The 24,335-nt window shown below is 70.3% G+C and carries 28 protein-coding genes; 7 read left to right on the top strand and 21 right to left on the bottom strand.

Translation table 11 applies throughout. The features are described from left to right. Nucleotides 1-2 precede the first annotated feature (2 nt). On the bottom strand, nt 3-1,025 hold the full coding sequence (locus ABZW60_RS00845) for a LacI family DNA-binding transcriptional regulator (protein ID WP_355472635.1): 1,023 nt from the start codon (nt 1,023-1,025) through the stop codon (nt 3-5). Between the two features lie 31 nt (nt 1,026-1,056). Here ABZW60_RS00845 and ABZW60_RS00850 point away from each other — a divergent pair, with 31 nt between their 5' ends. Then, on the top strand, nt 1,057-2,568 hold the full coding sequence (locus ABZW60_RS00850) for an alpha-L-arabinofuranosidase C-terminal domain-containing protein (protein ID WP_355472637.1): 1,512 nt from the start codon (nt 1,057-1,059) through the stop codon (nt 2,566-2,568). On the opposite strand, the gene ABZW60_RS00855 is transcribed toward ABZW60_RS00850, so the two are convergent. Next, on the bottom strand, nt 2,552-3,370 hold the full coding sequence (locus tag ABZW60_RS00855) for a MerR family transcriptional regulator (RefSeq protein WP_355472639.1): 819 nt from the start codon (nt 3,368-3,370) through the stop codon (nt 2,552-2,554). The two genes, ABZW60_RS00850 and ABZW60_RS00855, sit on opposite strands and share 17 nt — an antisense overlap. A 33-nt stretch (nt 3,371-3,403) precedes the next feature. Continuing rightward, nucleotides 3,404-4,021 carry an AraC family transcriptional regulator gene (locus ABZW60_RS00860; protein WP_355472641.1) on the bottom strand — a complete coding sequence of 206 codons (618 nt, stop codon included), beginning with the start codon at nt 4,019-4,021 and terminating at the stop codon, nt 3,404-3,406. Here ABZW60_RS00860 and ABZW60_RS00865 point away from each other — a divergent pair. Next, nucleotides 4,020-4,361 (top strand): hypothetical protein, encoded by a 342-nt coding sequence (locus ABZW60_RS00865; protein ID WP_355472643.1) that lies wholly within the window; start codon nt 4,020-4,022, stop codon nt 4,359-4,361. The genes ABZW60_RS00860 and ABZW60_RS00865 overlap by 2 nt on opposite strands. Before the next feature lie 23 nt (nt 4,362-4,384). Here the strand turns inward: ABZW60_RS00865 and ABZW60_RS00870 are convergent, their stop codons facing one another. The 4 genes from ABZW60_RS00870 to ABZW60_RS00885 form a co-directional block, all read right to left on the bottom strand. Further along, complete coding sequence (locus tag ABZW60_RS00870) at nt 4,385-4,648, bottom strand: hypothetical protein (protein WP_355472644.1); 264 nt, start codon at nt 4,646-4,648, stop codon at nt 4,385-4,387. A 205-nt stretch (nt 4,649-4,853) separates the two neighbouring features. Then, complete coding sequence (locus ABZW60_RS00875; protein WP_355472646.1) at nt 4,854-5,885, bottom strand: zinc-dependent alcohol dehydrogenase family protein; 1,032 nt, start codon at nt 5,883-5,885, stop codon at nt 4,854-4,856. 7 nt (nt 5,886-5,892) lie between these two features. Further along, the gene (locus ABZW60_RS00880) at nt 5,893-6,717 is read right to left on the bottom strand and encodes an ABC transporter permease (RefSeq protein WP_355472648.1); all 825 of its coding nucleotides are present in this window, start codon (nt 6,715-6,717) and stop codon (nt 5,893-5,895) included. After that, nucleotides 6,714-7,577, bottom strand: coding sequence for an ABC transporter ATP-binding protein (locus tag ABZW60_RS00885; RefSeq protein WP_355472650.1), 864 nt, complete (start codon nt 7,575-7,577; stop codon nt 6,714-6,716). Before ABZW60_RS00885 ends, ABZW60_RS00880 begins: the two co-directional genes overlap by 4 nt. Before the next feature lie 154 nt (nt 7,578-7,731). On the opposite strand from ABZW60_RS00885, the gene ABZW60_RS00890 reads away from it, so the two are divergent. Then, on the top strand, nt 7,732-8,577 hold the full coding sequence (locus ABZW60_RS00890) for a helix-turn-helix domain-containing protein (RefSeq protein WP_355472652.1): 846 nt from the start codon (nt 7,732-7,734) through the stop codon (nt 8,575-8,577). Here ABZW60_RS00890 and ABZW60_RS00895 read toward each other — a convergent pair. The 3 genes from ABZW60_RS00895 to ABZW60_RS00905 form a co-directional block, all read right to left on the bottom strand. After that, a complete protein-coding gene (locus ABZW60_RS00895; protein ID WP_355472654.1) occupies nt 8,521-9,624 on the bottom strand; it encodes an NAD(P)/FAD-dependent oxidoreductase in 1,104 nt (367 codons plus the stop codon). The genes ABZW60_RS00890 and ABZW60_RS00895 overlap by 57 nt on opposite strands. A gap of 76 nt (nt 9,625-9,700) precedes the next feature. After that, complete coding sequence (locus tag ABZW60_RS00900; RefSeq protein ID WP_355472655.1) at nt 9,701-10,456, bottom strand: hypothetical protein; 756 nt, start codon at nt 10,454-10,456, stop codon at nt 9,701-9,703. A 177-nt stretch (nt 10,457-10,633) separates the two neighbouring features. Then, the gene (locus ABZW60_RS00905) at nt 10,634-11,455 is read right to left on the bottom strand and encodes a SigB/SigF/SigG family RNA polymerase sigma factor (RefSeq protein WP_355472657.1); all 822 of its coding nucleotides are present in this window, start codon (nt 11,453-11,455) and stop codon (nt 10,634-10,636) included. Nucleotides 11,456-11,712: 257 nt separating this feature from the next. On the opposite strand from ABZW60_RS00905, the gene ABZW60_RS00910 reads away from it, so the two are divergent. After that, nucleotides 11,713-11,946, top strand: coding sequence for a DUF397 domain-containing protein (locus ABZW60_RS00910; RefSeq protein WP_355472659.1), 234 nt, complete (start codon nt 11,713-11,715; stop codon nt 11,944-11,946). 237 nt (nt 11,947-12,183) lie between these two features. Here ABZW60_RS00910 and ABZW60_RS00915 read toward each other — a convergent pair whose 3' ends face one another. Both ABZW60_RS00915 and ABZW60_RS00920 read right to left on the bottom strand, forming a co-directional pair. After that, nucleotides 12,184-12,402 (bottom strand): hypothetical protein, encoded by a 219-nt coding sequence (locus ABZW60_RS00915; protein ID WP_238151293.1) that lies wholly within the window; start codon nt 12,400-12,402, stop codon nt 12,184-12,186. Continuing rightward, nucleotides 12,399-12,569 carry a hypothetical protein gene (locus ABZW60_RS00920; protein ID WP_355472661.1) on the bottom strand — a complete coding sequence of 57 codons (171 nt, stop codon included), beginning with the start codon at nt 12,567-12,569 and terminating at the stop codon, nt 12,399-12,401. Before ABZW60_RS00920 ends, ABZW60_RS00915 begins: the two co-directional genes overlap by 4 nt. 472 nt (nt 12,570-13,041) lie before the next feature. Here ABZW60_RS00920 and ABZW60_RS00925 point away from each other — a divergent pair, with 472 nt between their 5' ends. After that, the gene (locus ABZW60_RS00925) at nt 13,042-13,914 is read left to right on the top strand and encodes a helix-turn-helix transcriptional regulator (RefSeq protein WP_355472663.1); all 873 of its coding nucleotides are present in this window, start codon (nt 13,042-13,044) and stop codon (nt 13,912-13,914) included. Between the two features lie 16 nt (nt 13,915-13,930). On the opposite strand, the gene ABZW60_RS00930 is transcribed toward ABZW60_RS00925, so the two are convergent. The 4 genes from ABZW60_RS00930 to ABZW60_RS00945 form a co-directional block, all read right to left on the bottom strand. Next, on the bottom strand, nt 13,931-14,557 hold the full coding sequence (locus tag ABZW60_RS00930) for a DUF2461 domain-containing protein (protein WP_355472665.1): 627 nt from the start codon (nt 14,555-14,557) through the stop codon (nt 13,931-13,933). A gap of 14 nt (nt 14,558-14,571) precedes the next feature. Further along, the gene (locus tag ABZW60_RS00935) at nt 14,572-15,684 is read right to left on the bottom strand and encodes an epoxide hydrolase (protein WP_355472667.1); all 1,113 of its coding nucleotides are present in this window, start codon (nt 15,682-15,684) and stop codon (nt 14,572-14,574) included. A 43-nt stretch (nt 15,685-15,727) separates the two neighbouring features. Beyond that, the gene (locus ABZW60_RS00940) at nt 15,728-16,048 is read right to left on the bottom strand and encodes a hypothetical protein (RefSeq protein WP_355472669.1); all 321 of its coding nucleotides are present in this window, start codon (nt 16,046-16,048) and stop codon (nt 15,728-15,730) included. A 174-nt stretch (nt 16,049-16,222) separates the two neighbouring features. Further along, complete coding sequence (locus tag ABZW60_RS00945; RefSeq protein WP_355472671.1) at nt 16,223-16,510, bottom strand: DUF1905 domain-containing protein; 288 nt, start codon at nt 16,508-16,510, stop codon at nt 16,223-16,225. A 78-nt stretch (nt 16,511-16,588) separates the two neighbouring features. Between ABZW60_RS00945 and ABZW60_RS00950 the strand changes: the two genes are divergently transcribed. After that, the gene (locus ABZW60_RS00950) at nt 16,589-17,107 is read left to right on the top strand and encodes a GNAT family N-acetyltransferase (RefSeq protein ID WP_355472673.1); all 519 of its coding nucleotides are present in this window, start codon (nt 16,589-16,591) and stop codon (nt 17,105-17,107) included. On the opposite strand, the gene ABZW60_RS00955 is transcribed toward ABZW60_RS00950, so the two are convergent. The 5 genes from ABZW60_RS00955 to ABZW60_RS00975 form a co-directional block, all read right to left on the bottom strand. Next, nucleotides 17,061-18,050, bottom strand: a complete 990-nt coding sequence (locus tag ABZW60_RS00955) for a cation diffusion facilitator family transporter (protein ID WP_355472674.1) — start codon at nt 18,048-18,050, stop codon at nt 17,061-17,063. The two genes, ABZW60_RS00950 and ABZW60_RS00955, sit on opposite strands and share 47 nt — an antisense overlap. Further along, nucleotides 18,047-18,448, bottom strand: coding sequence for a metalloregulator ArsR/SmtB family transcription factor (locus ABZW60_RS00960; RefSeq protein WP_355472676.1), 402 nt, complete (start codon nt 18,446-18,448; stop codon nt 18,047-18,049). The genes ABZW60_RS00955 and ABZW60_RS00960 overlap by 4 nt, the downstream gene beginning before the upstream one ends. A 74-nt stretch (nt 18,449-18,522) precedes the next feature. Further along, nucleotides 18,523-20,121, bottom strand: coding sequence for an ABC-F family ATP-binding cassette domain-containing protein (locus tag ABZW60_RS00965; protein WP_355472678.1), 1,599 nt, complete (start codon nt 20,119-20,121; stop codon nt 18,523-18,525). Between the two features lie 116 nt (nt 20,122-20,237). Continuing rightward, complete coding sequence (locus tag ABZW60_RS00970; protein WP_355474471.1) at nt 20,238-21,614, bottom strand: HAMP domain-containing sensor histidine kinase; 1,377 nt, start codon at nt 21,612-21,614, stop codon at nt 20,238-20,240. A gap of 35 nt (nt 21,615-21,649) precedes the next feature. Beyond that, nucleotides 21,650-22,333, bottom strand: coding sequence for a response regulator transcription factor (locus ABZW60_RS00975; RefSeq protein ID WP_355472680.1), 684 nt, complete (start codon nt 22,331-22,333; stop codon nt 21,650-21,652). A gap of 166 nt (nt 22,334-22,499) precedes the next feature. Here ABZW60_RS00975 and ABZW60_RS00980 point away from each other — a divergent pair, with 166 nt between their 5' ends. Next, complete coding sequence (locus ABZW60_RS00980) at nt 22,500-24,299, top strand: ABC transporter substrate-binding protein (protein WP_355472682.1); 1,800 nt, start codon at nt 22,500-22,502, stop codon at nt 24,297-24,299. Nucleotides 24,300-24,335 lie beyond the last annotated feature (36 nt).

The raw sequence follows: 24,335 nt of genomic DNA on the forward strand, positions 1-24,335 counted from the left end.
TCTCAGGCCGACGGCTTCGTCGTGCCACGCAGGACGAGCTGCGCGGGTACGACGAGTTCCTTCGGCTCGCCGCCCGGGCTGCCGAGCTGTGCCGTCAGCAGCCTGGTGATCGCGTCGGCCATCTCGTCGTGGCCGGGATTGACCGTGGACAGCGACGGCACCAGGAACGCCGCCTCGTCGATGTCGTCGAAGCCGACCACCTGGATGTCGTCCGGCACCCGCAGTCCGGCGTCGGCGAGCGCCCGCAGCGCACCCATGGCCACCACGTCGGTCAGCGCGAACACCGCGTCGAACGCGATGCCGCGGTCGCGCAGCGCCCGGATCGCGTCGTACCCGTCCCGCAGGCCGTACGAGCAGCGCACGTTCAGCTCCGGATCGACCGGTACGCCGGCCTCGGTGTGCGCCAGCAGGTAGCCCTCGGCGCGGAGCGCGGGCATGGTCGCGGAGCCGCCGGGATCGCCGCCGATCATCGCGACCCGGTGCGCGCCGGTCGCGAGCAGGTGCGCGACGGCCTGGCGGGCGCCGTCGACGTTGTCCATCATCACGTGGTCGAAGCGCGACGGCAGCGCCCGCTCCCCGATCATCACCACCGGCGCGTCGGTGCGGAGCTGGCCCAGCTCGGCCGGGTCGATGTCGACTACGCTGAGGATCAGCCCGTCGTACATCCGCAGCCGCGAGAACGCGACCGCGTCCAGCTCGCCCTCCCGGCTGGCGCCGGTGCGTTCGGTCACGATCCGCAGGCCGTGCGCGTCGAACCGGTCGGCGAGGCGGCCGGCCAGCTGCGCGAAGTACGGGCGCTCCAGCTCGGGCACGGCCAGGCCGACGACGCCGGTGCGGCCGGCGCGCAGGTGCCGGGCCGCCAGGTTCACCTGGTACCCGAGCTCGCCGATCGCCGCCAGCACCCGCTCCCGGGTCTCCGGCCCGACCCGCGGCCGGCCGTTGATCACGTTCGACACCGTCATCGTCGACACCCCGGCGTACCGGGCGACATCGGCCATCGTCACCACGCCAGACGGCTTGCCCATGCGGCCAACTGTAAAGAACGAGGAGGGCTCCATGCCTGAAGCACGGGTCGTGATCGACCTCGACGTCCCCGGACCGACGATCAACCGGCACCTGTACGGCCACTTCGCCGAGCATCTCGGCCGGTGCATCTACGGCGGCTTCTACGTCGGCGAGGACTCGAACATCCCCAACGAGGGCGGGATCCGGCTGGACGTCGTCGAGGCGCTCCGGGCGCTGAACATCCCGAACCTGCGCTGGCCGGGTGGCTGCTTCGCGGACGAGTACCACTGGAAGGACGGCATCGGCCCGAAGGCGGACCGGCCGTCGATGGTGAACACGCACTGGGGCAACGTCGAGGAGAACAACCACTTCGGCACCCACGAGTTCATGGCGCTGTGCGAACTGCTCGGCGCGGCGCCGTACGTCAACGGGAACGTGGGCAGCGGGACCGTGCGCGAGATGAGCGAATGGGTCGAGTACCTGACCCGTGACGGCGACAGCCCGATGGTGCGGCTGCGGAAGGCGAACGGGCGCGACGAGCCGTGGCGGGTGCCGTTCTGGGGCATCGGCAACGAGGCGTGGGGCTGCGGCGGCAACCTGCGCGCCGAGGCGTACGCCGACCTGGCGCGGCAGTACGCCACGTTCCTGAAGGACCACGGCGACAACAAGCTGTACCGGATCGCGGCGGGCGCGTCGGACGACGACCTGGCCTGGACCGAGGCGCTGCTGAAGGCGGTCAGCTGCCTGGGCTGCGGGCGGGACCCGAAGAACATCTTCCAGGCGATCTCGATCCACTACTACACGGTCGCCGGGACCTGGGACCACAAGGGCAGCGCGACCGAGTTCGGCCTGGAGGACTACTACCGGACGCTGGCCAAGGCGCAGGACATCGAGCGGGTCATCCGCGCGCACTCGGCGCTGATGGACGCGTACGACCCGGAGCGCAAGATCGGCCTGGTGCTGGACGAGTGGGGCACCTGGTGGGACGTGGAGCCGGGCACGAACCCCGGATTCCTGTACCAGCAGAACGCGATGCGGGACGCCCTCGTGGCGAGCCTGCACTTCGACGTGTTCCACCGGCACGCGGAGCGGCTGGTGATGGCGAACATCGCGCAGACCGTCAACGTTCTGCAGGCGATGCTGCTCACCGACGACGACGGTGGGCTGGTGCGGACGCCGACGTACCACGTCTTCGAGATGAACAAGGCACACCAGGACGCGCAGGCGCTGCCGGTGCACGTGGTCGAGGGCCGCACCTACGATCTCGACGGTACGGCGATGCAGCTGGTCTCGGCGTCGGCGTCGGTGAAGGACGGGCGGGCGCTGGTGTCGCTCAGCAACCTCGATCCGGAGGCGGCGCTCGACGTCGTCCTCGACCTGCGCGGCGCGTCGTCGTGGGAGTCGTCGGGACGGTTGCTGACGGCATCGAAGCCGCAGACGCACAACACCGTCGCCGCACCGGACGCGGTGGCCCCGGTTCCGCTCGAGGTGGAACCGGAGCCGCGCGGCCTGCGGGTGACGCTGCCGCCGCACTCGTTCGCGACGGTCAGCTTGACCTTGTGACCGGGATCTGGAACTCGTGCACCCAGTTCGCCGGGTTGTCCATGTCGAACTGGAGCGTGACCTCCCGGGCGTAGCCCTGGCTGCGGTAGCCGTTGTCCTCGATCCAGCGGGCCAGCGTCTGCATGCTGCGATCGGCTTCCATCATGTCGCCCTGGTGGACGATCGTGGCGGCCTGGGCGAGCTCCGGGAGCTCGAGGATGTCGACGTCCGCCGCCGTACCCTTGCCGACGGGTACGGCGGCATGGACGCGGATCGTCTCGTTGCCGGCGTCCTCGTAGTAGGCGACCGGCGACCCGCACGGGTCGACGCCGGCCGCGCCGAGGCGTTCGAAGAGCTGGCCGAACAGCGGCTGGAGCACCGGGCCGATGTCCGCACCGTCGTAGCTCGGTGAGATCGCGGACAGTTCGGCGACCCGGGTCGCGGCAATGTGTTTCAGGACGACGTCGTCGGTGGACATGTGACCTTCCCTCTCGATGAGCCGGAGCCTCGCCTCGACGCTCGTCAGCCGGGCCGCACTGCGGGCCAGCTCGTCCTCGAGCTGGGCCTGCCGCAGCCGCAGCATGCCGCGCAGCTCCTCCGCCGACAGCTTGGCGTCGACGATCTCACCGACCTGCTGCAGGCTGAAGCCGAGATCCTTGAGCGCGACGATCCGGTTCAGCCGGCTGAACTGGTCGGCCGAGTAGTACCGGTACCCGGTCGCCTGGTCGACCACGGCCGGCCGCAGCAACCCGAGCGCGTCGTAGTGCCGCAACATCCGCGCGGACACCTGCCCGAACGCCGCGAAGTCTCCGATGGTGAACATGCAGCCACCTTCCGGCTTGACACGGTGTGAAGGTCAAGAAGTCTCCCGACGGTACCGTCCGGGGGTCGATCCGGTCGCCTCCCGGAAGGCGCGGGAGAACGCCGACTCCGACCGGTAGCCGACCCGGCCGGCCACCGTCGCGACGGTCAGGTCCCGGTCGGTCAGCAGGTCGGCCGCGACCATCATCCGCAGCCCGGTCACGAACGCGGCGACCGGGGTCGCGGTCTGCCGGCCGAAGTGCCGGACGAAGGTTGCCCTGGACATCGAAGCCGTCGCGGCGAGGCGCTCGAGCGTCCAGTCGGCGCCCGGATCCCGCAGCACCGCCTCGACCGTCGCCGCGATCCGCGGATCGGCGATCGCGGTCCACGACGGGCTGCCGGACAGCCCGTCGCGGCGCAGGATCATCGCGAACAGCGCGGCGCACAGCGCGTCCAGGACCGCCGCCGTACCGGGCCCCTCGTCGAGGGCCTCGGCACGCATCAGCACGGCGAGCGTACGGACCGGCCCCTCGGCCTCGTCGAACGACACCACGAGCGGATCCGGCAGGCTCCGCAGCAGCAGGACGCCGGCGCCGGACGCGACCGTGTAGTTGCTGGGCGAGGGCAAGCGCTCCACCGCCGACCGGGTCGCCGTACCGCGGACGCTGTTCATGTCACCGCCGCTGGCGACCGTCGGGCTGACCGAGCGGGAGGCGCGGGCAGCCGGGCACCGGATCAAGGTCGCGATGGAGAAGGTGGCCGACATCGTGGCGATGCCGCGGGCGTACATCGTCGAGGAGACCCGCGGGGCGATGAAGTTCGTCCTCGACGCGGACACCGACGAGATCCTCGGCGCCGCACTGCTCAGCGTCGACGCGCAGGAGCTGATCAACACGGTCGCGCTGGCGATGCGGCACCACGTGACCGCGACCGAGCTGCGCACCGCGATCTACACGCACCCGTCGTCGACGGAGGCGATGAACGAGGTGCTCGGCACGATCGTCCGCACCTGAGCCGGCCGGCCCGGCGCGAACGGTCAGGAGGTGACGCGGGTGCGGCGGTCGCGGATCGCGGTCAGCGAGACGGCGGTGACGAGCAGGGCGACGCCGCCGGCGCCGAAGCCGGCGACCAGGGTGCCGCGGCTGCCGAGGCGGGCGTCGCACTGCATCGGCGTGATGCCCTTGTCGGGCTGGAAGACCGATCCGCAGGCGTCCCCGCCGGCGTGCACCGGCCGGACGGCGAGCACCACCCCGACGATCAGCAGGACCGCTCCCACCGCGCCGAGGACCTTGGTCAGCACCGGCCGCCCTCTCGGGTCAGCGGGCGTGCGGCAGCCAGGACCGACCGCGGACGGCGGTTCAGCTCGCACCTACGCACACTCACGCTCCCTGGCAGCTCGGTAAGATTTGATCAAATCTAACGCAGCTAGCAGGCAGCCCTGAAGTCGGGCTGCGCCGGCTGCTGGAATCTTCACCCAGTTCTAACGCTCTCCGGGCCGCGCCGGTTCAGTAATCCAGCAAGGTGACCAGTGAGCCGCTCGCGCGACCGTGGGCGACGTCCGCGAGGGCGCGATCGACGGCGTCGAACGGGACGACCGTCGTGTGGGCCGTCACCGGCAGGCGGGCGATCAGGCGGAACAGCTCCTCGCCGTCGCGACGCGTGTTGGAGGTGACGCTGCGCAGGTCGCGCTCGTGGAACAGGTACCGCTCGTAGTTCAGCGCCGGTACGTCCGACAGGTAGATACCGGCGACCGCCGCGGTCCCGCCCGGCTTCAGCGCCTCCAGCGCGTACGGGACGACGTCGCCGGCCGGAGCGAACACGATCGCCGAGTCCAGCGGCACCGGCGGCCGGTCCGCGGTCTCGCCGACGAACGCGGCACCCAACTCCCGGGCGAGCGCGCGGTTGCCCTCGCCGCGGGTCATCACGAACAGCTCCGCTCCCTGGGCCAGCGCGAGCTGCGCGGTGAGATGGGCGCTCGACCCGAACCCGTAGATCCCCAGCCGGCCGCCGGGCGGCAGGTTCGCGCGGAGCAACGAGCGGTAGCCGATGATCCCGGCGCACAGCCACGGCGCGAGCTCCGCCGCGGGACGGTCGGCCGGCAGCGCGTACGCGTAGTCCTCGGGCACCACGGCGTATTCCGCGAAGCCCCCGTCGGCGTCCCAGCCCGTGTACGTCGACCGCGGGCAGAGGTTCTCGGCGCCTTGCCGGCAGAACTCGCACACGCCGCAGGTCCCGCGCAGCCAGGCGATCCCGACGCGGTCCCCGATCGCGAACCGAGTCGCCGCCGGCCGCCGGTCGTCGGCAGCGCCGCTTGCGACCACCGTGCCGACGGCTTGGTGCCCGGGGACGACGCCGGGACGCTTCGGCTCGAGGTCACCCTCGGTCAGATGCAGGTCCGTCCGGCAGATCCCGCACGCCTCTACCTTCACCAGGACCTCACCGGCGGCAGGCTCCGGGACGGTACGACGCATCTGCTTCAGCGGAGCGCCGTCGATCGGTCCGGGACGATCCACTGCCCACACCCGCATCTGATCCATACGTCCATCATGCGACTCGCTGCAGCGCCCGCTCACGACGCTCGGCGACCCTGGAGCCGGACTCCCGCCGGGCCATCCGCCGCAGTACGACGGGGGCGACCAGCAATCCGGCGACGGCCCACAGGCCGAGCACGGCGGCCGTCTCCAGGTGCCGCCACGACTCGCCGACCTCGACCACGGCCGCCGCATCGGGCAGCAGCGCGGATCGCATGCCCAGGCCCATCCAATAGACCGGCGTGAGCTGGCCGACGACCGCGAGCCAGCCGGGCAGCGCGGCGAGCGGGTAGAAGATGCCCGACACCGCGATCAGGCCGAGCATCGGCAACTGGATCAGGCCCTGGGACCGGGCGGTGGTGAAGACCGAGCCGAGGATCGCGCCGATCGGCAGGGTCGCGACCAGGCCGAGCGCCAGGACCCAGACCAGCGTGAACCAGTGCGCCGACCCGAGCGTCAGCCCGTCGACGAGCACCAGGCCCGGGATCAGCAGGATCGCGAGGTCCACGACGAGCCCGCCCGCGACCGACACGACCTTGCCGACGAGGTAGCAGACCGTACCGTTCGGTATGGCCTTCGCCCGCAGCAGCGTGCCGTCCTCGCGATCGGCGGTGAGCTGCTGACTCATGCTGACCATGCCCATCGCGGCGTTCATCCCGAGGATGCTGGGCAGCGCGAGCGCACCGAGCAGGAACCCGGTGGAGCCGAAGTCGCGATGCCGGAGGAAGAACAGTGCGCCCAGCATCAGCACCGGCCAGAGGAAGTGACTGACCAACTCGGGGCCGTTGGTGAACGACTGCCGCAGCTCGATCAGTCCACGCTGCCAACCGGATTTCATGCCTGCTCCCGGACGAGGGTGAGGTAGGTGTCTTCGAGGGAGGCCCGGCGTACCTCGAGGTCGCGGACCGCATCGCCGTAGGTCGCGAACAGCCGCCGGACGAATCCGGTCGCGTCGGAGGCCGACTCGCGGAACGGCCTGCCGTCGACGGTCCAGCGGACCTCGTCCTCCCCCGCGATCAGCTCGGTGAGCTGCGCGATCGTGCCGGCCGCGATGACGCGCCCGGCGCTGAGGACGACGATCCGCTGCGCGAGCTTGCTCGCCTCGTCGAGGTCGTGCGTGGTGAGCAGGACCGTCGTACCCTGCTCGGCGGCCAGCCGGCGGACCAGGTCGTGGAACTCCGCCCGGGCCTGCGGATCGAAGCCGGTCGTGGGTTCGTCGAGGAACAGGACGTCGGGGCGGCCAACGATCCCGATCGCGACGTCGAGCCGCCGGCGCTGCCCGCCGGACAGCGTCCTGACCTTCTGCCCGGCGGACGCGGTCAGGCCGACGGCGGCGAGCAGTTCGTCGGTCGGCCACGGGCGCGGCGCGGCCGGTGTCGCGTACGGCGCGTAGTACGTGCCGAGGTGGTGCAGCAACTCACGGACCCGCCAGTTGCCGTGATCGCGCCAGGACTGCAGCACGATCCCGATCCGCGCGCGCCAGCGCTCGTCGGCCGCGGCCGGATCGGCGCCGAGCACCTCGACCCGGACCGCCGACCGGAGCCGGAAGCCTTCGAGGATCTCGATCGTCGTGGTCTTCCCCGCGCCGTTCGGCCCCAGCAGCGCCAGCACCTCGCCGGGCCGCGCGTCGAACGACACGTCCTGCAGGACCTCGCGGTCGCCGTACCGCATCCGGAGGCCGTCCACTGTCATCACCATGCGCCGCAAGCTACGTTGCGTTCACTCGACCGGCAATCATGTCTCGCGATCATGCGGTCGAGAAACCCTGTGATTCATGGCATTCTGTGCAATGAGATTGCGAGAGAACGCAATCCGTTGCAATGACCTGACAGTGAATGCGTGGAGGACGCCGATGCCCGGAGGCAGGCTGAGTCACCAGGACCGGCTGGACATCGCGGCGGGCCTGGCCGACGGTCTCGGGTACGCCGAGATCGCGCGGGTCCTGCAACGGCCGACGTCGACCGTCAGCCGGGAGGTCGCCCGCAACGGCGGCCCCGGCGGATACCGGGCCGACCACGCGCACTACGCCACCGCGACCCGGGCCCGGCGGCGGCGCCCCGTCGCGAACGGCGGGGCGGCAGCGGCGCGAGCGGTCGAGCCGCGGCAGGCGTACGTCGAGAGGTTCGCGACGATGATGGTCGACGGCGGGCTGCCGCGGATGGCCTCGCGGGTGCTCGCACTGCTCTATACGTCCGACTCGCGCACACTGACGGCCGCCGACCTCGTCCGCCTGCTGAAGGTCAGCCCGGCGTCGATCTCGAAGGCGATCGGCTACCTCGAGCGGGTCGGGATGGTGTACCGCGAGCCTGACCCGGTGCGGCGGCTCCAGCATTACGTGATCGCCGAGGACGTGTGGCTGAAGGCGTGGGAGGTGAGCGCCCGGACCAACCACAACTGGGCGGAAACCGCGGCTGAGGGTGTCGAGCTGGTCGGGCGCGACACCCCGGCGGGCGAACGGCTCACGCAGATGGCGGAGTTCTTCGAGCGGCTGAGCGAGGACATGTCGGGCGGCGCCGGCTTCCAGGACTGCCTGGCGGTGCTGGCCGTTCTCTGGCAGGCGGATCGCGCGCCGGACGTGGCGAGCCGGCTCGGTTGGCCGGTCGAGCGGGTCGTCGATGCTGCTACTTATGCGCTGAAGGCCTCAGGGCAGGATGGTGCGGAGCAGACGACGGGTCAGGCCGCCGTCGGCGAGGCCTAGCTCGACCAGGTCGTCGAAGACGTGCTGGTCGGCCGCGGCAGCCCGGATCCCGGCGTCGAGGATCCGGTCCGACCGGCTGAGCTGGGCGACCAGTGCGGTGTCGCGCAGATGCCGGGACAGCAGCCGCGACGTGCAGCGACGGTACGGCGTCCCCGCGTCCGAGCTGCCCGCGCGCAGGGCGTCGGCGATCGCGCGCCCGGCGAGCAGTCCGGTCGCGACCGCGTAATAGATGCCCTCCCCCGTCATCGGGTTGATCAGCCCGGCCGCGTCGCCGGCAAGCAGCACCGGCCCGCCGCGCGGCCGCCACGACCAGCCGGCGAGCGGGAGATGGTGGCCCCACCACGACTCCCCGCCCTCGGTCGCTCCCGGAAGCAGCTTGTCCAGATGGTCCAGCAGGTCGGTACGCGTCGGCCGGGCGCCGGCCAGGAGTTCGCCGTACCCGACGTTCGACCAGCCGTCGCCACGGTCGAAGGACCACGCGTACGACGGCTGCCGCCCCGGCCCGTACGCGATCACCTGGCTCGCCGCCCGGTCCGGCGGCGTCGGCGCGTATCCGCGGATCGCGAGTGCCACCGGCCCCGCCTTCAGCCCGAGCTCCCGCCGTACGACGGAATGCGCGCCGTCGGCTCCGACCACGAAGCGGGCGTCCAGGTCGTCGACGCCGACCGACCCGGGCCGGATCGCGAGGCCGCGGACCCGGCGGCGGACGAACTGCGCACCGGCCGTCCGCGCGGCCTCGACTAGCCGCTGGTCGAAGACGGTGCGCGGAACGACCCAGGTCGGCCGGGACAGCTCGCGGTCCACTCCGACAGCACCCCGGTTCAGCACGAACCGCCGGACCGGGGTCCAGTCGTCGAGGATCCCGGTGACCCCGACACCGGCCAGCAGGTCGAGCACGTGCGGGGCGATACCGTCACCGCAGGCCTTGTCCCGGGGGAACTCGTGCCGGTCGAGCAACAGAACCGACAAGCTCGGATCCGCGGCCAGCGCCCCGAGCGCTGCCGAGGCCCCCGCCGGCCCGGCTCCCACCACTACCAGATCCCACACAGACAGCCTCCCCTGATCCGGCCCCAGTCTCGCAGTTCCGGGCCGCGCCCGCGCGCCGGGCGGATGCTGCCAGGGCCTAGGTGCCGGGGCGGCGGCCTGGTTTGTTGGCGCGGCGCGGCGTGGCGCGGCGGACACGTGGAGTGTGGGATCCCACGGGTCCGGCGGCGGTGACCGGGCGGGCCTCGTCGAGGTCGACGATCTTCGGCGGCGGCGGAACGAAGACCGGGATCGTCTCCTCCTCGTCGACGGGAACGGGGGCCGGCTGGACCGGCGGGGCCGGCGCGGCGCGCGCGGCCGACTCCTTGCTGACCCGCGGCCGTACGGCGACCGCCGGCGCGGCGAGCGGGCTGCGGGCCGGGCGGCGATGCGGCAGCCGCGTCCGCATCTCGATGCCGAGCGCATCGATCAGCTTGCGGCAGGCAACGATCGCGATCGCGACCGCGAACACCGTGCAGCCGGCGAACAGCACCGACTGGCCGCCGGCCGCCCAGTTCGACGGGTCGGTCCGGCTCATCGCGGCGATCATCGCGACGACGATCGCGTTGGTGATGCCGAAGGCAACGGCCACGCCGACGGTCCGCAGCAGCACCCGCCGCTCGAGCCCGACATCGTCGGCCGCCGCGACCAGACCGGCGATCAGTCCGGCCAACACCGGCACTGTATAGACAAGTGCGAGTGTGAGTCCGGGACTGGCGACCAGATAGAAGACGTCGAACACCAGCGCGGTGCCGGTCAGTGCGGCCGCGAAGCACACCACCATCGGCGGATACGCGCGCACGACCGCGACCGCGTCCGCGGGCACGGTGACGAACATCCGCAAGGCCAACCGCAACGACTCATCCCCTCGTCTTCCACCCATTGTGCAGGTACCCGGCACCGTCGGTGAGACTCAACGGCCAGCGAGTCGCCTGCGAGATGTGAACGAGGAAGGGCGACGCCGGTCCGTCGCAGTTGTGTCGACGACGGACCGGCGGAACCTGGAATCCGTGCTGCTGCTGACAGCCGCCGGCTAAGCGGCGGCCTGGAGCGGGGTCAGCTTCTTGCGGAGGTCGTCGAGGATCCGGCGCAGGACCCGGGAGACCTGCATCTGGCTGACGCCGATGTCCTCGCCGATCTCGGACTGGGTCCAGCCCTCGACGAACCGCAGTTGCAGGATGCGGCGGTCGCGCTCACCGAGATCGGCGAGCACCGGCTGCAGCATCTCGACCGTCTCCAGCTGGTCGATACTCGCGTCCTCGTCGTCCGCGACCACGTCGGCGAGCGTGAGCTCGGCGTCCGCCTCGGCGGGGCGGTCCAGCGACAGAACGTTGAAGCACCCGCGCGCGGCGAGCGCCTGCTCGACCTCCGTCACCTCGACCTCGAGGTGATCGGCCAGCTCGGCCGGTGTGGGTTCGCGGTTCAGCTGCTGCTCCAGCTCCGGCAGCTTGGTCGCGATCGTGCCTTGCATCTCCTGCAGCCGGCGTGGGATCCGCACCGTCCAGGCGCAGTCGCGGAAGTACCGCTTGACCTCGCCGCGGATGGTGGGGATCGCGAACCCGATGAACGGGGTGTCGGCCTCCAGCCGGTAGTGATGGGCGGCTTTCACCAGCCCCAGATACGCGACCTGCTCCAGGTCGTCGGCCTCGGCGCCCCGGCCGCGGAAGCGGCGCGCGATGCCCTTGGCCATTTCGAGGTTGAGTTCGACGACCTGTTCGAGGATGTCCTGACGCTCGACCTCGTCGGTACTGGCAGCTCGCCGTTCCATCAGTTCCCGGGTAGCTGCTTCGCGGGCGGCCCGATCGACGGGTGCTCCGCTGCGGGAGGACTCCCGCTCGATGGTGTTGGTGACCATTTGGTATGACCTCGCGACTGTCTCGTCACGGCGTGGCACTTCGCTGAACCACGGTCATGCCTGCAATCAGAGTCGTACCCAGGCTGCAGCGGCTCAAACGGTCACCAATGGCGACCGAATCGGTGATCGAACGCTCGTTTCAGGGCGCCACGATCACAGGACGTAAGGGAGCGGACACGTGGGCCCAAAGCGTGTACGATGCAAATGCAAGGCCAAATGCACGTGCATATGCCAAGGACGTACGGAAGGTGCAGCTGATGACTGCGATCTACAACGGCATGCCCGGCGACTCGAACAGCGAGCTGATCTGGCGCAAGAGCCAGCGCAGCGGCCCGAACGGCAACTGTGTCGAGGTAGCGAAGCTCGCGGACGGCGGTGTGGCGGTGCGCAACTCGCGCTTCACCGACGGCCCGGCGCTGGTGTTCACGAAGGCAGAGATCGAGGCGTTCCTCGGCGGCGTTCAGGATGGCGAGTTCGGCTACCTGATCTGAGCAGGACCCAGCACTACAGAGCAGTACCAGGGCACGACCCGGCACCACAGAAGCAAGGGCCCCTTCGCCAGGCGAGTGACGAAGGGGCCCTTTCCTGTGCCCGGAGAACGGCGGGTCCGGCGGCCGGCCCGGCAGGAGCCCCGCGGCCGGCCCGGCAATGTAAGAAGACGGACAAAAACGCCAGGACCGACTCTCCGGCGAGAGTCGGTCCTGGCGTGCCCGAGGGGCGGGTACGGACTACTGAACGGTCAGCGGCCAGAGCTGCTCGCTCGGCAGCTCGGAAGCCTTCCCGGTCGCCGCATTGTCAACGGTGATTCGCAATCCGGTGAACTTCGGCGTCATCACCCGCTGGTACCGCGAGGCGCGGTCCGGCTCGGCGACATACTCGGCGATCAGGTGGTCACCCAGCCAGATCCGCACCATCTTCCGTCCTCCTGTTGCTCTGTCGGTGGTCATGGGGCCAGGCTCACGATCGGATCGCCGTCGAGTTGGCGGACGCCGCGCAACCAGCCCTCGAAGGCCCAACGCTGTTGCTCGGGGCAACGCGCGACCAGGTCCTGGATCTCCCGCTCCGTCAGCTCCTCGGGCGCACGGCCGCCGGCCATCGCGGCGGACTGCTCCACAACTTCACTGTGGTCGTCGTTCATCGACTCGGGTTCCCCAACCAGTCATGCCAACGGGGGGGCCGTCGGCGCTCTGTAGGACCGGCCTGCCGGTTCACGCGATGTCACTTTTCGCGAGATCCAGCTCACCTTCCGTGCATGAAGCAATCATGGCGTCGGCACGCGACGAATGCAAGCGCCCGATGCACGTGCATCCGCACGTTTTCCATTTCGAGACCAGATTGGGGCGGTTCACGCCTGAACGCGGCCGGATCAGCCGTCGGCGAACAGTGTTCGACGGCGCGCCGGCACGCTATTATGTACTGACAAAAGCGCCTGACCTTGCATCGGCTACTCTTACGCTCCGTGATCGCCGGTGCGGAATCGACGCTCTTTTGTAAGAACTTCGGCAGATCAGCGCTCCGGCGTGCGATGATGTGCGTCTGCGGGTGAGGTTGCCGATGGAGACCGCTGGGGCCGCTGGGAGGTGGGTGTGACCGAGTCGGGCGCGCAGAGCGGACCGACCGCGCTGCGCATCATTCTCGGCGGGCATCTTCGCCGGATGCGGGTGGCAGCAGGGATCAGCAGGTCCGACGCGGGGTGGGAGATCCGGTCGTCGGAGTCGAAGGTCAGCCGGATGGAGCTCGGCCGGGTCGGCCTGAAGGAGCGCGACGTCCGCGACCTCCTGACGCTGTACGGCGTCGACGACGAGGAAGAGCGTGAACGCCTCCTCGCGCTCACCCGGGAGGCGAACAACCCCGGCTGGTGGCACCGCTACGGCGACGTGCTGCCGAGCTGGTTCCACTCCTACCTGGATCTCGAGGCCGCGGCGCAGCTGATCCGTGTCTACGAGCTGCAGTTCGTCCCGGGCCTGCTGCAGACGCCCGACTACATCCGCGCGGTGATCCAGCTCGGCCGCGGACTGATCCCGGCCGAGGAGGTCGAGCGCCGCGTCGCGCTGCGCACCGGCCGGCAGAGCGTCCTGACCCGCCCGGACCCGGTGCGGATCTGGGCGGTCGTCGACGAGGCGGTGCTGCGCCGGCCGATCGGCGGCGTGAAGGCCATGGTCCAGCAGCTCGACTTCCTGATCGAGTCGTCGCAGTTCCCGAACGTCACGCTCCAGGTGATGCCGTTCGACGTCGGCGGCCACGCGGCCACCGGCGGCGCGTACAGCATCCTGCGTTTCCCGGAGCAGGACCTGCCCGACATGGTCTACATCGAGCACCTCAGCAGCGCGCTGTACCTCGACAAGCTCGAGGACCTCGACCAGTACACGGCCACCATGGAAGCCCTGTGCGTCGCCGCACCGCCGCCGAACAAGACCCGCGACATCCTGACCAACATCAAGAAGGACTTCGAGGCCTGACGCTTCGGTCCCGGGGTCAGCTGTTGTCGGTCAGCCAGGTGATCAGAGGCTTCGTGGCACGCCAGTCGGCCCGGACCTGGGCGGCCAGGTCCGCGGTGTGGATGACGGGCTCGAAGCCGTAGCTCTTGCTGACCGTCAGGGACTTGTGGCGGAGCAGGTCGATCCGGGGATGATCCGGGTCGTAGCCGCGGGGGCTGGTCTTGAGCTTGTCACCGCCGACCGTCCAGCCGGCCTTCGTCAGCTTGGCGAGGAGCTTCTCCAGCTGCTTCCCGCGACGGTCGTCGTCGATGGCGGTGCGGACCCGGGCCAGGCGCTCCGACGACGCCTCGTAGAAACCGGCCGCGACCCGGACGCCGGGTGCGGACACCTGCACGTACCACCCGGTGGACGGCGCGACGTCGATGAAGGCGCCCTGGTGGGTCTTGTACGGCGTCTTGTCCTTGGCGAAGCGCACGTCCCGGTACGGCCGGAACAGCTTCGCCGTGCCGAACTCCTCCTCGAGCTCCGCCAGCAGCGCGGCCATCGGGGCCCGCACCGACTCCTCGTAGACCTGCTTGTGCTCCGTCCAGAAGCTCTTGGTGTTGTCCATCTCGAGATCGTCGTAGAAGTCCAGCGCCGCAGCCGGAAACCCGGTAAAACTCATGCGGTAACGATAGTTCAGCCCGTGAAGAAGGCGCGGATGTCGATGGCCAGGAGATCGGGGACTTCGAGGGCGGCGAAATGGCCGCCGTGGGGGTAGCTGGTCCAGCGGACGATGTTGTCGGTGACGGCGGCCTTGTGGCGTAGCGGGATGAAGTTCTCGTGGGCGAGGTCGAGCAGGGCGGTCGGTGTCCGTGACGGCTCGGGCGGTTGACCCCAGTACGACGCGTGCGCGCGCTCGTAGTAGATCGCGCCGGCCGAGCCCGCGGTCCTGGTCAGCCAGTAGAGCATGACGTTGGTGAGCAGCAGGTCCCGGTCGATCGGCGCATCCGACCAGGTCGCGAACTTCTCCGCGATCCACGCCAGCTGCCCTACCGGCGAATCGGTCAGCGCGTACGCCAGTGTCTGCGGCCGGGTCGACTGCAGGTCGGCGTACCCCTGCTGCTCGGACGCGAACTCCTGCTGCCGTCGCCACGACGCCCAGGTGCGCTCGCGCTCGGCGGCGTCCAGCGGCGCGAGCTCCGCCGGCATCGGCTCGGAGGTGGCGCCCGCGCCGGGAATCAGGTTGAGGTGTACGCCGAGCACGCGCTCGGGGTCGATCCGCCCGACCTCGCGGGAGATCGCCGCACCCCAGTCGCCGCCCTGCACGCCGTACCGCTGGTACCCGAGCCGCGTCATCAGTTCGGTCCACGCCCGCGCGACCCGCTTGAACTCCCATCCGGGCTCGGGCGTCGGGCCGGACAGCGTGAAGCCCGGGACGGTCGGGAGGATCAGGTGGAAGTCGCTCAGCAGCGGCGCGACGGACGTGAACTCGACGATCGATCCCGGCCAGCCGTGCGTGAGCACGAGCGGGATCGCGTCCGGCGACGACGAGCGGAGATGGGCGAAGTGCACCAGCGCCCCGTCGATGACGGCCGTGTACTGCGGCCACTCGTTCAGCCGCGCCTCAGCGGCCCGCCAGTCGTACTCGTCCCGCCAGTAGCCGGCCAGCTCCCGCAGGTACTCCAGCGGTACGCCGCGCGACCAGCCGACGCCCGGTAGCTCCGACGGCCAGCGCACCAGGTCGAGCCGTTGCCGCAGGTCGTCCAGCTCGCTGTCCGGCACGTCCAGCCGGAAGGGTTCGATCGTCACACCCGGCACCCTGACGCACCCGGGCACGGACGCGCACCTGATTTCAGGCGCTGACCTTCTCCTGCGCGCGGTCGTGGATGACCTTGACTGCGACGGCACCGAGCAGGCAGAGCACACCGGCGCTGATCACGACCGTCGTCAGTGTGCTGGCGCCGCTCAGCGCGTTGTCGCAGGCCATCGGAGTGATCCCACCGGCCGGCTGGAACGCCGAACCGCAGTCGGTCCCGCTCGCCGAGACCGACCGGAACCCGAGCAGCGCGCCGCCGAGCAGCAGCACCAGCCCGGCGACGCCGAGAATCTTGTTCAGCGAGATCACGGCGAGACCGGCTCCGCTGATCGCGGGCAGGCCGACGGCATGCCCCATGAGCCCCGTTGCACTTCGTTCACTCCTGACTTCGTCGGACCACCCGGGTTCGACGGTACGGTCCGGCCCGCGATCGCCACACCCGAGCAGCCGGTCAGCACTGATTCTTCACACAGTCCTTACTCAGGACATGACCGGCTGTGACGGTGATCTCAGATCAAACGGAGGTGACTCTCAACCGAGACGTTCCTCCAAATGAACGGTGATCTCGTCCCCGGGCTGCTTGCCGAGCAGGGTTCGCAGCTCGCCCTTGACGGGCAATTTGTGCGTACCGTCACCGAGCGCCATGAACGAACTCTCGAACGGGTGGCCGTCCATCGTGCCGCGCACCTTGACCAGTCCGCGGGTCCCGAAGTACGCGGCCGAATCCGGCATCTGCAGGTAGGTCCAGCCGCCCTTGGCGTCGCTCTTCAGCAGCGGCGCGGTGAAGGTCTTGTCCAGCTTTCCGGTCTTCTTGCTCATCGTGAGCTCCTCTCTACACCCCTCGGTAGAGACTGCGGACGCGGTTTCGACATCCGCGGCCAACTTATTCTGGACGACGTGCAGATCACGATCCGCCGGGCCGGGCGGGACGACGTACCGGCCGTGCTGGCGCTCCTCGACGGCGCGACCGAGTGGCTGGTCGCGCGCGGGCGGACCGACCAGTGGGGTACGGCCCCGCATTCGACGAGCCCCCGGCGGGTCGAGCAGATCACCGGCTTCGCCGCCGACGGCGGGCTCTGGGTGGGTACGACGGACGGCCGGGTGATCGGGGCCCTGGCCGTCGGCGCCGCGCTCGACTACGTGCCGCCGGCTACCGAGCCGGAGCTGTACGTGCGGCTGCTGGTGACCGATCGCGCGTCCGCCGGGCAGAACCTCGGCGGCACGCTGCTCGACCACGCGCGCGACCTGGCCCGCGAGGCGGGTGTGCGGCTGCTGCGGGTGGACTGCTTCGCCGGCGGTGACGGGGCGCTGGTCCGGTACTACGAGAAGCAGGGCTTCACGCGCGACATCGCGTTCGCCGTACCGCGGGTCAATGATGTGGATTGGCCGGGTCAGGTGCTGGTCCAGCACCTGTGACCGCGCGGTGGACCGTCCCGTGCGCGTCGCTGCAGTGCTCCGGGCTGCCCGCGTCGGCGTGGTCGACCTGGAGCGTGGAGTGTGTCAGATGGTGGCGCTCGGCAAGCAACTGCTCGATCCGGACCCGGATCTGGTGACAGTCGAGGCCCTCGGCGACCAGGATGTGCGCGGACGCCGCCGGCTCGCCGGACGTGATCTCCCAGACGTGCAGGTCGTGCACCTCGACCACACCCTGAACGGCGCACAGCTCGACGCCGAGCGCCTGCGGGTCGATCGCGGTCGGCGCGGCCTCGAGGAAGATCCGGCCCGAGTCCCGGACCAGTGCGACGCCGGCCTTCAGCATCAGCACGGCGACCACGAACGCCGCGATCGCGTCCGCGCGGGCGAAGCCGGTCAGCAGGACGACCAGACCGGCGATCGCGGTGGCGACGAACGCGAACAGGTCGTTGAGGATGTGCTGGAACGCGCCCTCGACGTTCAGGCTGGAGCGGTTCGCCTTGCTGATCAGCCAGGTGGCGAACAGGTTCACGACGATGCCGACGACGCCGGTGATCAGGACGAGGGCGCCCTTCACCTCGGGCGGGTGGATCAGCCGGCTGACCGCCTCGTACACGAAGTACACCGCGAGCAGCAGCAGCGTGATGCCGTTGGCCTGCGCGGACAGGATCTCGACCCGCTTGAAGCCGTAGGTGAAGCCGCCCGCCGGCGGTTTGGCCGCGAGCCGGATCGCCAGCAGGGCGAGTGCGATGGCGATCGCGTCGGTGAGCATGTGCGCGGCGTCGGTGACGAGCGCGAGCGAACCGGCCGCGACGCCGACGATCACCTCGGCGATCATGAAGCCGACGATCAGCGCGAGCGCGCCGCTCAGCAGCTTCCGGTCCGCCGACGCGTCCACCCCATGGCCGTGGCCGTGGCCGTGGCCGTGGCCGTGGCCGGCGCTCACGCCTCCGCCCTTTCGGGGTGGATGGCGTCGGTGTGCTCGGTGTGCGCGACCGCGAGGTCCAGCAGCATCCGCACGTGGGCGTCGTCGAGCCGGTAGAACGCGTTCCGCCCGTCCCGGCGGACGGCGACCACGCGGTGTGCCCGCAGCAGCCGGAGCGCGTGCGACGTCGCCGACTCGCTCAGGCCGGTGATCGCGGCGAGATCGCAGACGCACAGCTCCCCGTCGAGCAGCGCGACGAGCAGCTTCAGCCGCCGCGGATCGCCGAGCAGCCCGAACACGTCGGCGGTGTCGACGATGTCCTCCTCGCCAGGCATCCTGGCGTTGACACTCGCCACCCGCTCCGGGTCGACGAGCCGCACATGACAGGCGTCGAGCTGCACATCTGCAGAACTCTTCATATATTCACGGTAGGCCACGACCCCACCCACCGGCAACATCTGTTGCTGGAAGGTGGGGCGCGCCCTGCGTCGGCTCAGGCCAGCGACACCAGGTCGAGGTAGTCGTCGGACCACAGGTCCTCGGTGGCGTCGGGGAGGATCAGGACGCGGTCGGGGCGGAGGGCCTCGATCGCGCCTTCGTCGTGGGTGACCATCACGATCGCGCCGGGGTAGCTGCCGACCGCGCCGAGCACCTCGTCCCGGGAGGCCGGGTCGAGGTTGTTGGTCGGCTCGTCGAGCAGCAGCACGTTCGCGCTCGAGTGGACCAGGCCGGCCAGCGCCAACCGGGTCTTCTCGCCGCCGGACAGGACGCCGGCCGGCTTGTCCACGTCGTCACCGCTGAACAGGAACGAGCCGAGCACATTGCGGACCTCGCCGTCGGTCAGCCCGGGCGCGACCGACGCCAGGTTCTGCCGTACGGTGCCGGCCAGGTCCAGCGTGTCGTGCTCCTGCGCGAAGTACCCGAGCCGCAGCCCGTGACCTGGTACGACGCGGCCGGCGTCCGGCTGTTCGCGACCCGCGAGGAGCCGGAGCAGCGTGGTCTTGCCGGCACCGTTCAGCCCGAGTATGACGACCCTGCTCCCCCGGTCCACGGCCAGGTCCACGCCGTCCAGCACCCGCAGCGCGCCGTACGACTTCTCAAGACCGACCGCGGACAACGGCGTACGGCCCGACGGCGCCGGGGCCGGGAGGCGGATCTTGGCGACCCGCGCGGCCCGGCGTACCGGTTCGAGGCCGCCGAGCAGCTTGTCCGCCCGGCGGGCCATGTTCCGCGCCGCGACCGCCGTGTTCGCACCGGCCTGCATCTTCGCCGCCTGGGCGTGCAGGACCGCGGCCTTGCGCTCGGCGACCGCACGCTCGCGCTGCCGGCGCCGCTCGTCCACGTCCAGCTGCTCGAGGTACCTCGTCCAGCCGGTGTTGTGGATGTCGACCGTCAGTCGCTGCGGGTCCAGGTGGAAGACCCGGTTGACCGTTGCCTTGAGCAACTCACGGTCGTGGCTGATGACGATCAGGCCACCGGGGTAGGCCAGCAGGAGCTGCCGCAGCCACAGCACCGAGTCCGCGTCGAGGTGGTTGGTCGGCTCGTCGAGCAGCAGTACGTCGTGCTGCGCGAAAAGGATCCGCGCCAGCTCCACGCGCCGGCGCTGACCACCGGACAGCTCACCGATCGGCTGCTCGAGCGCACGGTTGGGCAGCCCGACGCCGGCCGCCAGCCGGGCCGCCTCCGCCTCGGCCGCGTACCCGCCGCCGGCCTGGAACGCGGCTTCGGCGCGCGCGTACGCCGCCATCGCCCGCTCTTGGGCCGCACCCGTGGCGGTGCTCATCGCAGCCTCGGCCGCGCGCAGTTCCCGGACGGCGACGTCGAGGCCGCGCGCGGACAGGATGCGTGCGGTGACGGTGATCGCGGGATCGGCCGCGCGCGGATCCTGCGGCAGGTAGCCGATCGATCCGGTCACGGCGATCTGTCCCGTCGCGGGACGGACCTCGCCGGCCAGGGTCTTCATCAGAGTGGTCTTGCCGGCGCCGTTGCGGCCGACGAGCCCGACGCGGTCGCCCGCACCGACAGTGAACGACAGCTCGGCCAGCAGCACCTGTGCACCGACCCGAATATCTACACCGCGAACGGTGATCATGGTGGTTACTCTCCGTGGTAGCTAGTGGACGCACCTCACCTGCAGAAGCGGGTGCGCCGGCTAGACACAGAGGCAAGTAGCCATCCGCCCACGGTAGCCGGGGCGGCCGGGAGCCGTCAGCTGATTTTCGCGGGCAGCTCGACGACGAAGCGCGCGCCGCCGCCCGGACGGTCGGTGACCTGGATGGTGCCGTGGTGCCACTCGACGTGCCGGGCGACGATCGCCAGGCCGAGTCCCACCCCGCGGCCGCGGCTCGACATCTCACCGCGGCCGAACCGCTCGAAGATCCGGGTCCGGTCCTCCACGGCGATACCGGGCCCGGCGTCGTCGACGGTGATCACGACCCCCAGCCCGCCCGCCGCGACGCCGACACCCTTGCAGCCGCCGGCGTGGTCCTCGGCGTTCTCGACCAGGTTCGCGATCACCCGCTCGAGCCGGCGCTTGTCGGCCTGCAGGGTGAGCCCCTCGGCCTCCGGTTCGACGTCGGTCACCTCGCGTCCGGCCGCCGCGTCGGCCGCGGCCCGGACCAGGTCGGCGATCCGCACGATCTCGCGGCTCCCCCGGTCGCCGCCGTCGTCGCGGGAGATCTCCAGCAGGTCGATCACCAGCCGCCGGAACCGGTCCAGGTCGTCGCCGAGCAGCTCCACCGGCTCCCGGACGGCGGCCGGCAACTCGGCGCGGTGGTTCTGGATCAGCTGCATCGAGTTCAGCATCGTCATCAACGGCGTCCGCAGCTCGTGGCTGACGTCGCCGGCGAACCGGGCGTCGGCGGCCACCCGGCGTTCCAGTGCCGCCGCGGTCTGGTTGAACGATCGCGCCAGTCCGCCGAGGTCCTTGTCGTTCTCGGCCTGCAGCCGCGCGTCCAGCTTGCCGCGCGCGACGTGGTCCGCGGCCCGGGTCAGTTCGGCCAGCGGCCGCAGGGCGAGCGTGCTCGCCAGCCGCCCGACCGCGAGCCCGAGCAGCGCGGTCGCGATCGCCGCCGCGATCAGCGTGATCTTCATCCTGTCCAGCGTGGCGTCCAGGCTGGTCAGCGGATGCCATTCGAAGAACGCGTCGCCCTGCCGCCCGATCGGTACACCGACCGCGAGCACCGGCTGGCCGCCCACCTCGATCCGGCGCTGCACGACGTTGCCGCCGATCGCGTCCTGGATCATGTCCGGCGGCAGGTCGGACGGCTTCCCGGTCAGCGAGTACCAGTGGTCCTCGAGGTAGAGCATCGACGCCGCCGCGTCGGTGGACGGCAGGCTGTTCATCAGCTCCATCACCGACACGCCCTTCTGCAGCGCCGGGCTGTCGCACTCGACCCGCTCGTGACTGGGCCGGCACGGCTCCGGCGGACCGAACAGCCCGTACCGCAAGGCCGCGCCGTTGTCCGCCGTGATCGTCTCCGCCGCCGCCTCGCGCTGCTCGACCAGATAGTCCGACACGACGTTCCAGGTCACCACCGACAGCACGGTCGACAACCCGAGCGCCAGCATCCCGTACGCGAGCATCACGCGCCCACGAAGACTGAACCGCCCCAGCAAGGTCAGCTCACCAGTCGGTAGCCCAGACCGCGGGCGGTGACGAGGTGTTTCGGGCTCGCCGGGTCGCGTTCGACCTTCAGGCGCAGCCGCCGGATGTGGACGTCGACGATCCGGCTGTCGCCGAAGTACCCGTAGCCCCAGACCTTCGACAGCAACTGCTCACGGCTCAGCACCTTGCCCTCGGCACCGGCCAGCTCGGCGAGCAGCTTGAACTCGGTCCGGGTCAGCGGCAGCACCTCGCCGTCCCGCGTCACCTCGGCGCCCGGTACGTCGATGCGCAGGTCGCCGACCTCGACCAGGTCGGACTGCCGGGCGTTGGCCGGCTCGACCCGCCGCAGCAGGGCCCGGATCCGGGCGGACAGCTCCTTCGCGACGAGCGGTTTCGTCACGTAGTCGTCGGCGCCCGCCTCCAGCCCGGCGACCACGTCGTGACTGTCGGTCCGCGCGGTCACCATGATCACCGGCACGTCGCTGGCGCGCCGGATCTCCCGGCACACCGTGAAACCGTCGCGGTCCGGCAGCATCAGATCCAGCAGCACCACGTCCGGGGGTTCCCGGCGCAGCGCGGCCAGAGCGTCGTACCCGTTGGCCGCCTCGGCGACCTGGTACCCCTCGTCCTCCAGGGCGAGCCGCAGGACCCGCCGGATCCGCGGTTCGTCGTCGACCAGCAGCAAGCTGTGTGCCACGCGACCAGTGTCGCTCATCACCGGGCCGGAGCCTGATGACAGCTGTCATGAATCCGTCATGTTCGCGCGGGGCCCGCTTGACGTCCTGATGACGGTTGCGTGACCCCGGATCCGGACCGCTCCGGGAGTCCTAGCTTCGGCGCTATCGAGTCCCGGAGGAGGACCAATGGCCAGAAGACGGCTGGCGGCAGTATCCCTTGCCGCCGCGGCGAGCCTGATCGCGCTCGCCGCTTGCAGCAACGGCGGCGGAACGGCGTCCGGATCCGGAGGCGGATCCGCCGGCACCGCGGTCACCGGCGGCACCCTGAACCTGCTCGGGGCGGGCGACGTCGACTACATGGATCCCAATGTCAGCTACTACTCCGTCGGGTACCTGAACCTGCGGATGTGGAGCCGTCAGCTGTTCACCTACCCGGCCGATCCGAACGGCAAGAACACCTCGCCGGTCGCCGACCTGGCCACCGACATCCCGACCCAGGCGAACGGCGGGATCAGCGCGGACGGCAAGACGTACACGATCAAGCTCCGGCCGAACGCGAAGTGGGACACCTCCCCGGCCCGCCCGGTGACCGCCGCGGACATGGTGCTGGGCGTGAAGCGGACCGCCAACCCGCAGCAGCCGTTCGGCGGTATCCCGGACTACGCCGACCTGATCGTCGGGTTCAAGGCGTTCGCCGACGGGTTCGCCAAGGTGCCGAAGACGGTCGCGGCGATCAAGGCGTACATCGACAAGACCCCGCTGCCCGGCGTGGAGGCCAAGGACCCCGGCACGGTCGTGTTCCACCTGACCCAGCCGGCGACGTACTTCGTCGACATGCTCACCCTGCCGGCCTTCTCGCCGGCGCCGGTCGAGTCGCTCAACTACCTCCCGGCCAGCACCGAGCTCGGCAACCACTTCCCGTCCGACGGCCCGTACAAGGTCGACTCGTGGGTGCCGACCAAGTCGATCACGTACTCCCGCAACCCCGCCTGGGACGCGGCGTCGGACCCGGTCCGCAAGGCGTACGTCGACAAGATCGTGGTGAACGAGACCGTCACCCAGGACTCGGTCCAGCAGCAACTGCAGACCGGTACGCCGGCCGCCGACATGGAGTTCGACGTCGCGCCGCCGCCGTCCCAGCTGCCCGCGCTGCAGGCCAAGAAGGACCCGAACCTGACCATCGGCGACACCGCGAGCTCGAACCCGTACGTCATCTACAACACCGTCTCGCCGAACAACAACAAGGCGCTGCAGAACCCGAAGGTGCGGCAGGCGATCAGCTACGCGATCAACCGCGACCACATCCTGCAGGTGCTCGGCGGCAAGACGCTCAACCCGCCGCTGACCCACGTCCTGCCCGACGTGATCGTCGGCTCGAAGCAGATCGACCCGTACCCGTACGACCCGGACAAGGCCAAGCAGCTGCTGGCCGAGGCCGGCTACCCGCACCTGACGCTGAAGTTCCTCTACCGCAACGCCACCGAGGGCAGCAGCAAGACCTTCCAGACGGTCCAGCAGGACCTGACCAAGGCCGGCATCACGGTGGTCGGCGTACCGTCGCCGAACGCGGACTTCTACGTGAAGTACCTGCAGGTGCCGGATGTCGCGCGGCGCGGGGTCTGGGACGTGTCGCTGGCCGGCTGGGGCGCCGACTGGTACGGGAACGCGGCGCTGTCGTTCTTCAACCCGCTGTTCTCCGGTGAGCCGTCGTACCCGCCGGTGGGCTCCAACTTCGGGCTCTACAACGACCCGGAGACCAACAGCCTGATCAAGCAGGCGGCGACCGCGGCGACCCAGGACCAGGCGGCCGAGCTGTGGGCCAAGGCCGACGCGCGGGTGATGGACCAGGCGGCGTTCTACCCGCTGACCAACGGCAAGCAGGCGAACTACCACGCCGCGCAGGTCCACAACGCCGTCTACGTCCCGTCGATGCAGAACTACGACCCGACGAACGTGTGGCTGTCCAAGGACAAGCAGGGCGGCTGAACCTCATGGCCCTGCTTGAAGTAAGGGACCTCAGGG

This window comes from Kribbella sp. NPDC003557, from assembly GCF_040610805.1.
Taxonomy (GTDB): domain Bacteria; phylum Actinomycetota; class Actinomycetes; order Propionibacteriales; family Kribbellaceae; genus Kribbella.

Bases quoted from the DNA above. Each gene is read 5' to 3' on its own strand.
- ABZW60_RS00845 (WP_355472635.1), bottom strand. From the start codon at position 1,025: ATGGGCAAGCCGTCTGGCGTGGTGACGATGGCCGATGTCGCCCGGTAC.
- ABZW60_RS00850 (WP_355472637.1), top strand. From the start codon at position 1,057: ATGCCTGAAGCACGGGTCGTGATCGACCTCGACGTCCCCGGACCGACG.
- ABZW60_RS00855 (WP_355472639.1), bottom strand. From the start codon at position 3,370: ATGTTCACCATCGGAGACTTCGCGGCGTTCGGGCAGGTGTCCGCGCGG.
- ABZW60_RS00865 (WP_355472643.1), top strand. From the start codon at position 4,020: ATGTCACCGCCGCTGGCGACCGTCGGGCTGACCGAGCGGGAGGCGCGG.
- ABZW60_RS00860 (WP_355472641.1), bottom strand. From the start codon at position 4,021: ATGAACAGCGTCCGCGGTACGGCGACCCGGTCGGCGGTGGAGCGCTTG.
- ABZW60_RS00875 (WP_355472646.1), bottom strand. From the start codon at position 5,885: ATGGATCAGATGCGGGTGTGGGCAGTGGATCGTCCCGGACCGATCGAC.
- ABZW60_RS00880 (WP_355472648.1), bottom strand. From the start codon at position 6,717: ATGAAATCCGGTTGGCAGCGTGGACTGATCGAGCTGCGGCAGTCGTTC.
- ABZW60_RS00885 (WP_355472650.1), bottom strand. From the start codon at position 7,577: ATGGTGATGACAGTGGACGGCCTCCGGATGCGGTACGGCGACCGCGAG.
- ABZW60_RS00890 (WP_355472652.1), top strand. From the start codon at position 7,732: ATGCCCGGAGGCAGGCTGAGTCACCAGGACCGGCTGGACATCGCGGCG.
- ABZW60_RS00905 (WP_355472657.1), bottom strand. From the start codon at position 11,455: ATGGTCACCAACACCATCGAGCGGGAGTCCTCCCGCAGCGGAGCACCC.
- ABZW60_RS00910 (WP_355472659.1), top strand. From the start codon at position 11,713: ATGACTGCGATCTACAACGGCATGCCCGGCGACTCGAACAGCGAGCTG.
- ABZW60_RS00915 (WP_238151293.1), bottom strand. From the start codon at position 12,402: ATGACCACCGACAGAGCAACAGGAGGACGGAAGATGGTGCGGATCTGG.
- ABZW60_RS00930 (WP_355472665.1), bottom strand. From the start codon at position 14,557: ATGAGTTTTACCGGGTTTCCGGCTGCGGCGCTGGACTTCTACGACGAT.
- ABZW60_RS00940 (WP_355472669.1), bottom strand. From the start codon at position 16,048: ATGGGGCATGCCGTCGGCCTGCCCGCGATCAGCGGAGCCGGTCTCGCC.
- ABZW60_RS00945 (WP_355472671.1), bottom strand. From the start codon at position 16,510: ATGAGCAAGAAGACCGGAAAGCTGGACAAGACCTTCACCGCGCCGCTG.
- ABZW60_RS00960 (WP_355472676.1), bottom strand. From the start codon at position 18,448: ATGAAGAGTTCTGCAGATGTGCAGCTCGACGCCTGTCATGTGCGGCTC.
- ABZW60_RS00965 (WP_355472678.1), bottom strand. From the start codon at position 20,121: ATGATCACCGTTCGCGGTGTAGATATTCGGGTCGGTGCACAGGTGCTG.
- ABZW60_RS00970 (WP_355474471.1), bottom strand. From the start codon at position 21,614: ATGCTCGCGTACGGGATGCTGGCGCTCGGGTTGTCGACCGTGCTGTCG.
- ABZW60_RS00980 (WP_355472682.1), top strand. From the start codon at position 22,500: ATGGCCAGAAGACGGCTGGCGGCAGTATCCCTTGCCGCCGCGGCGAGC.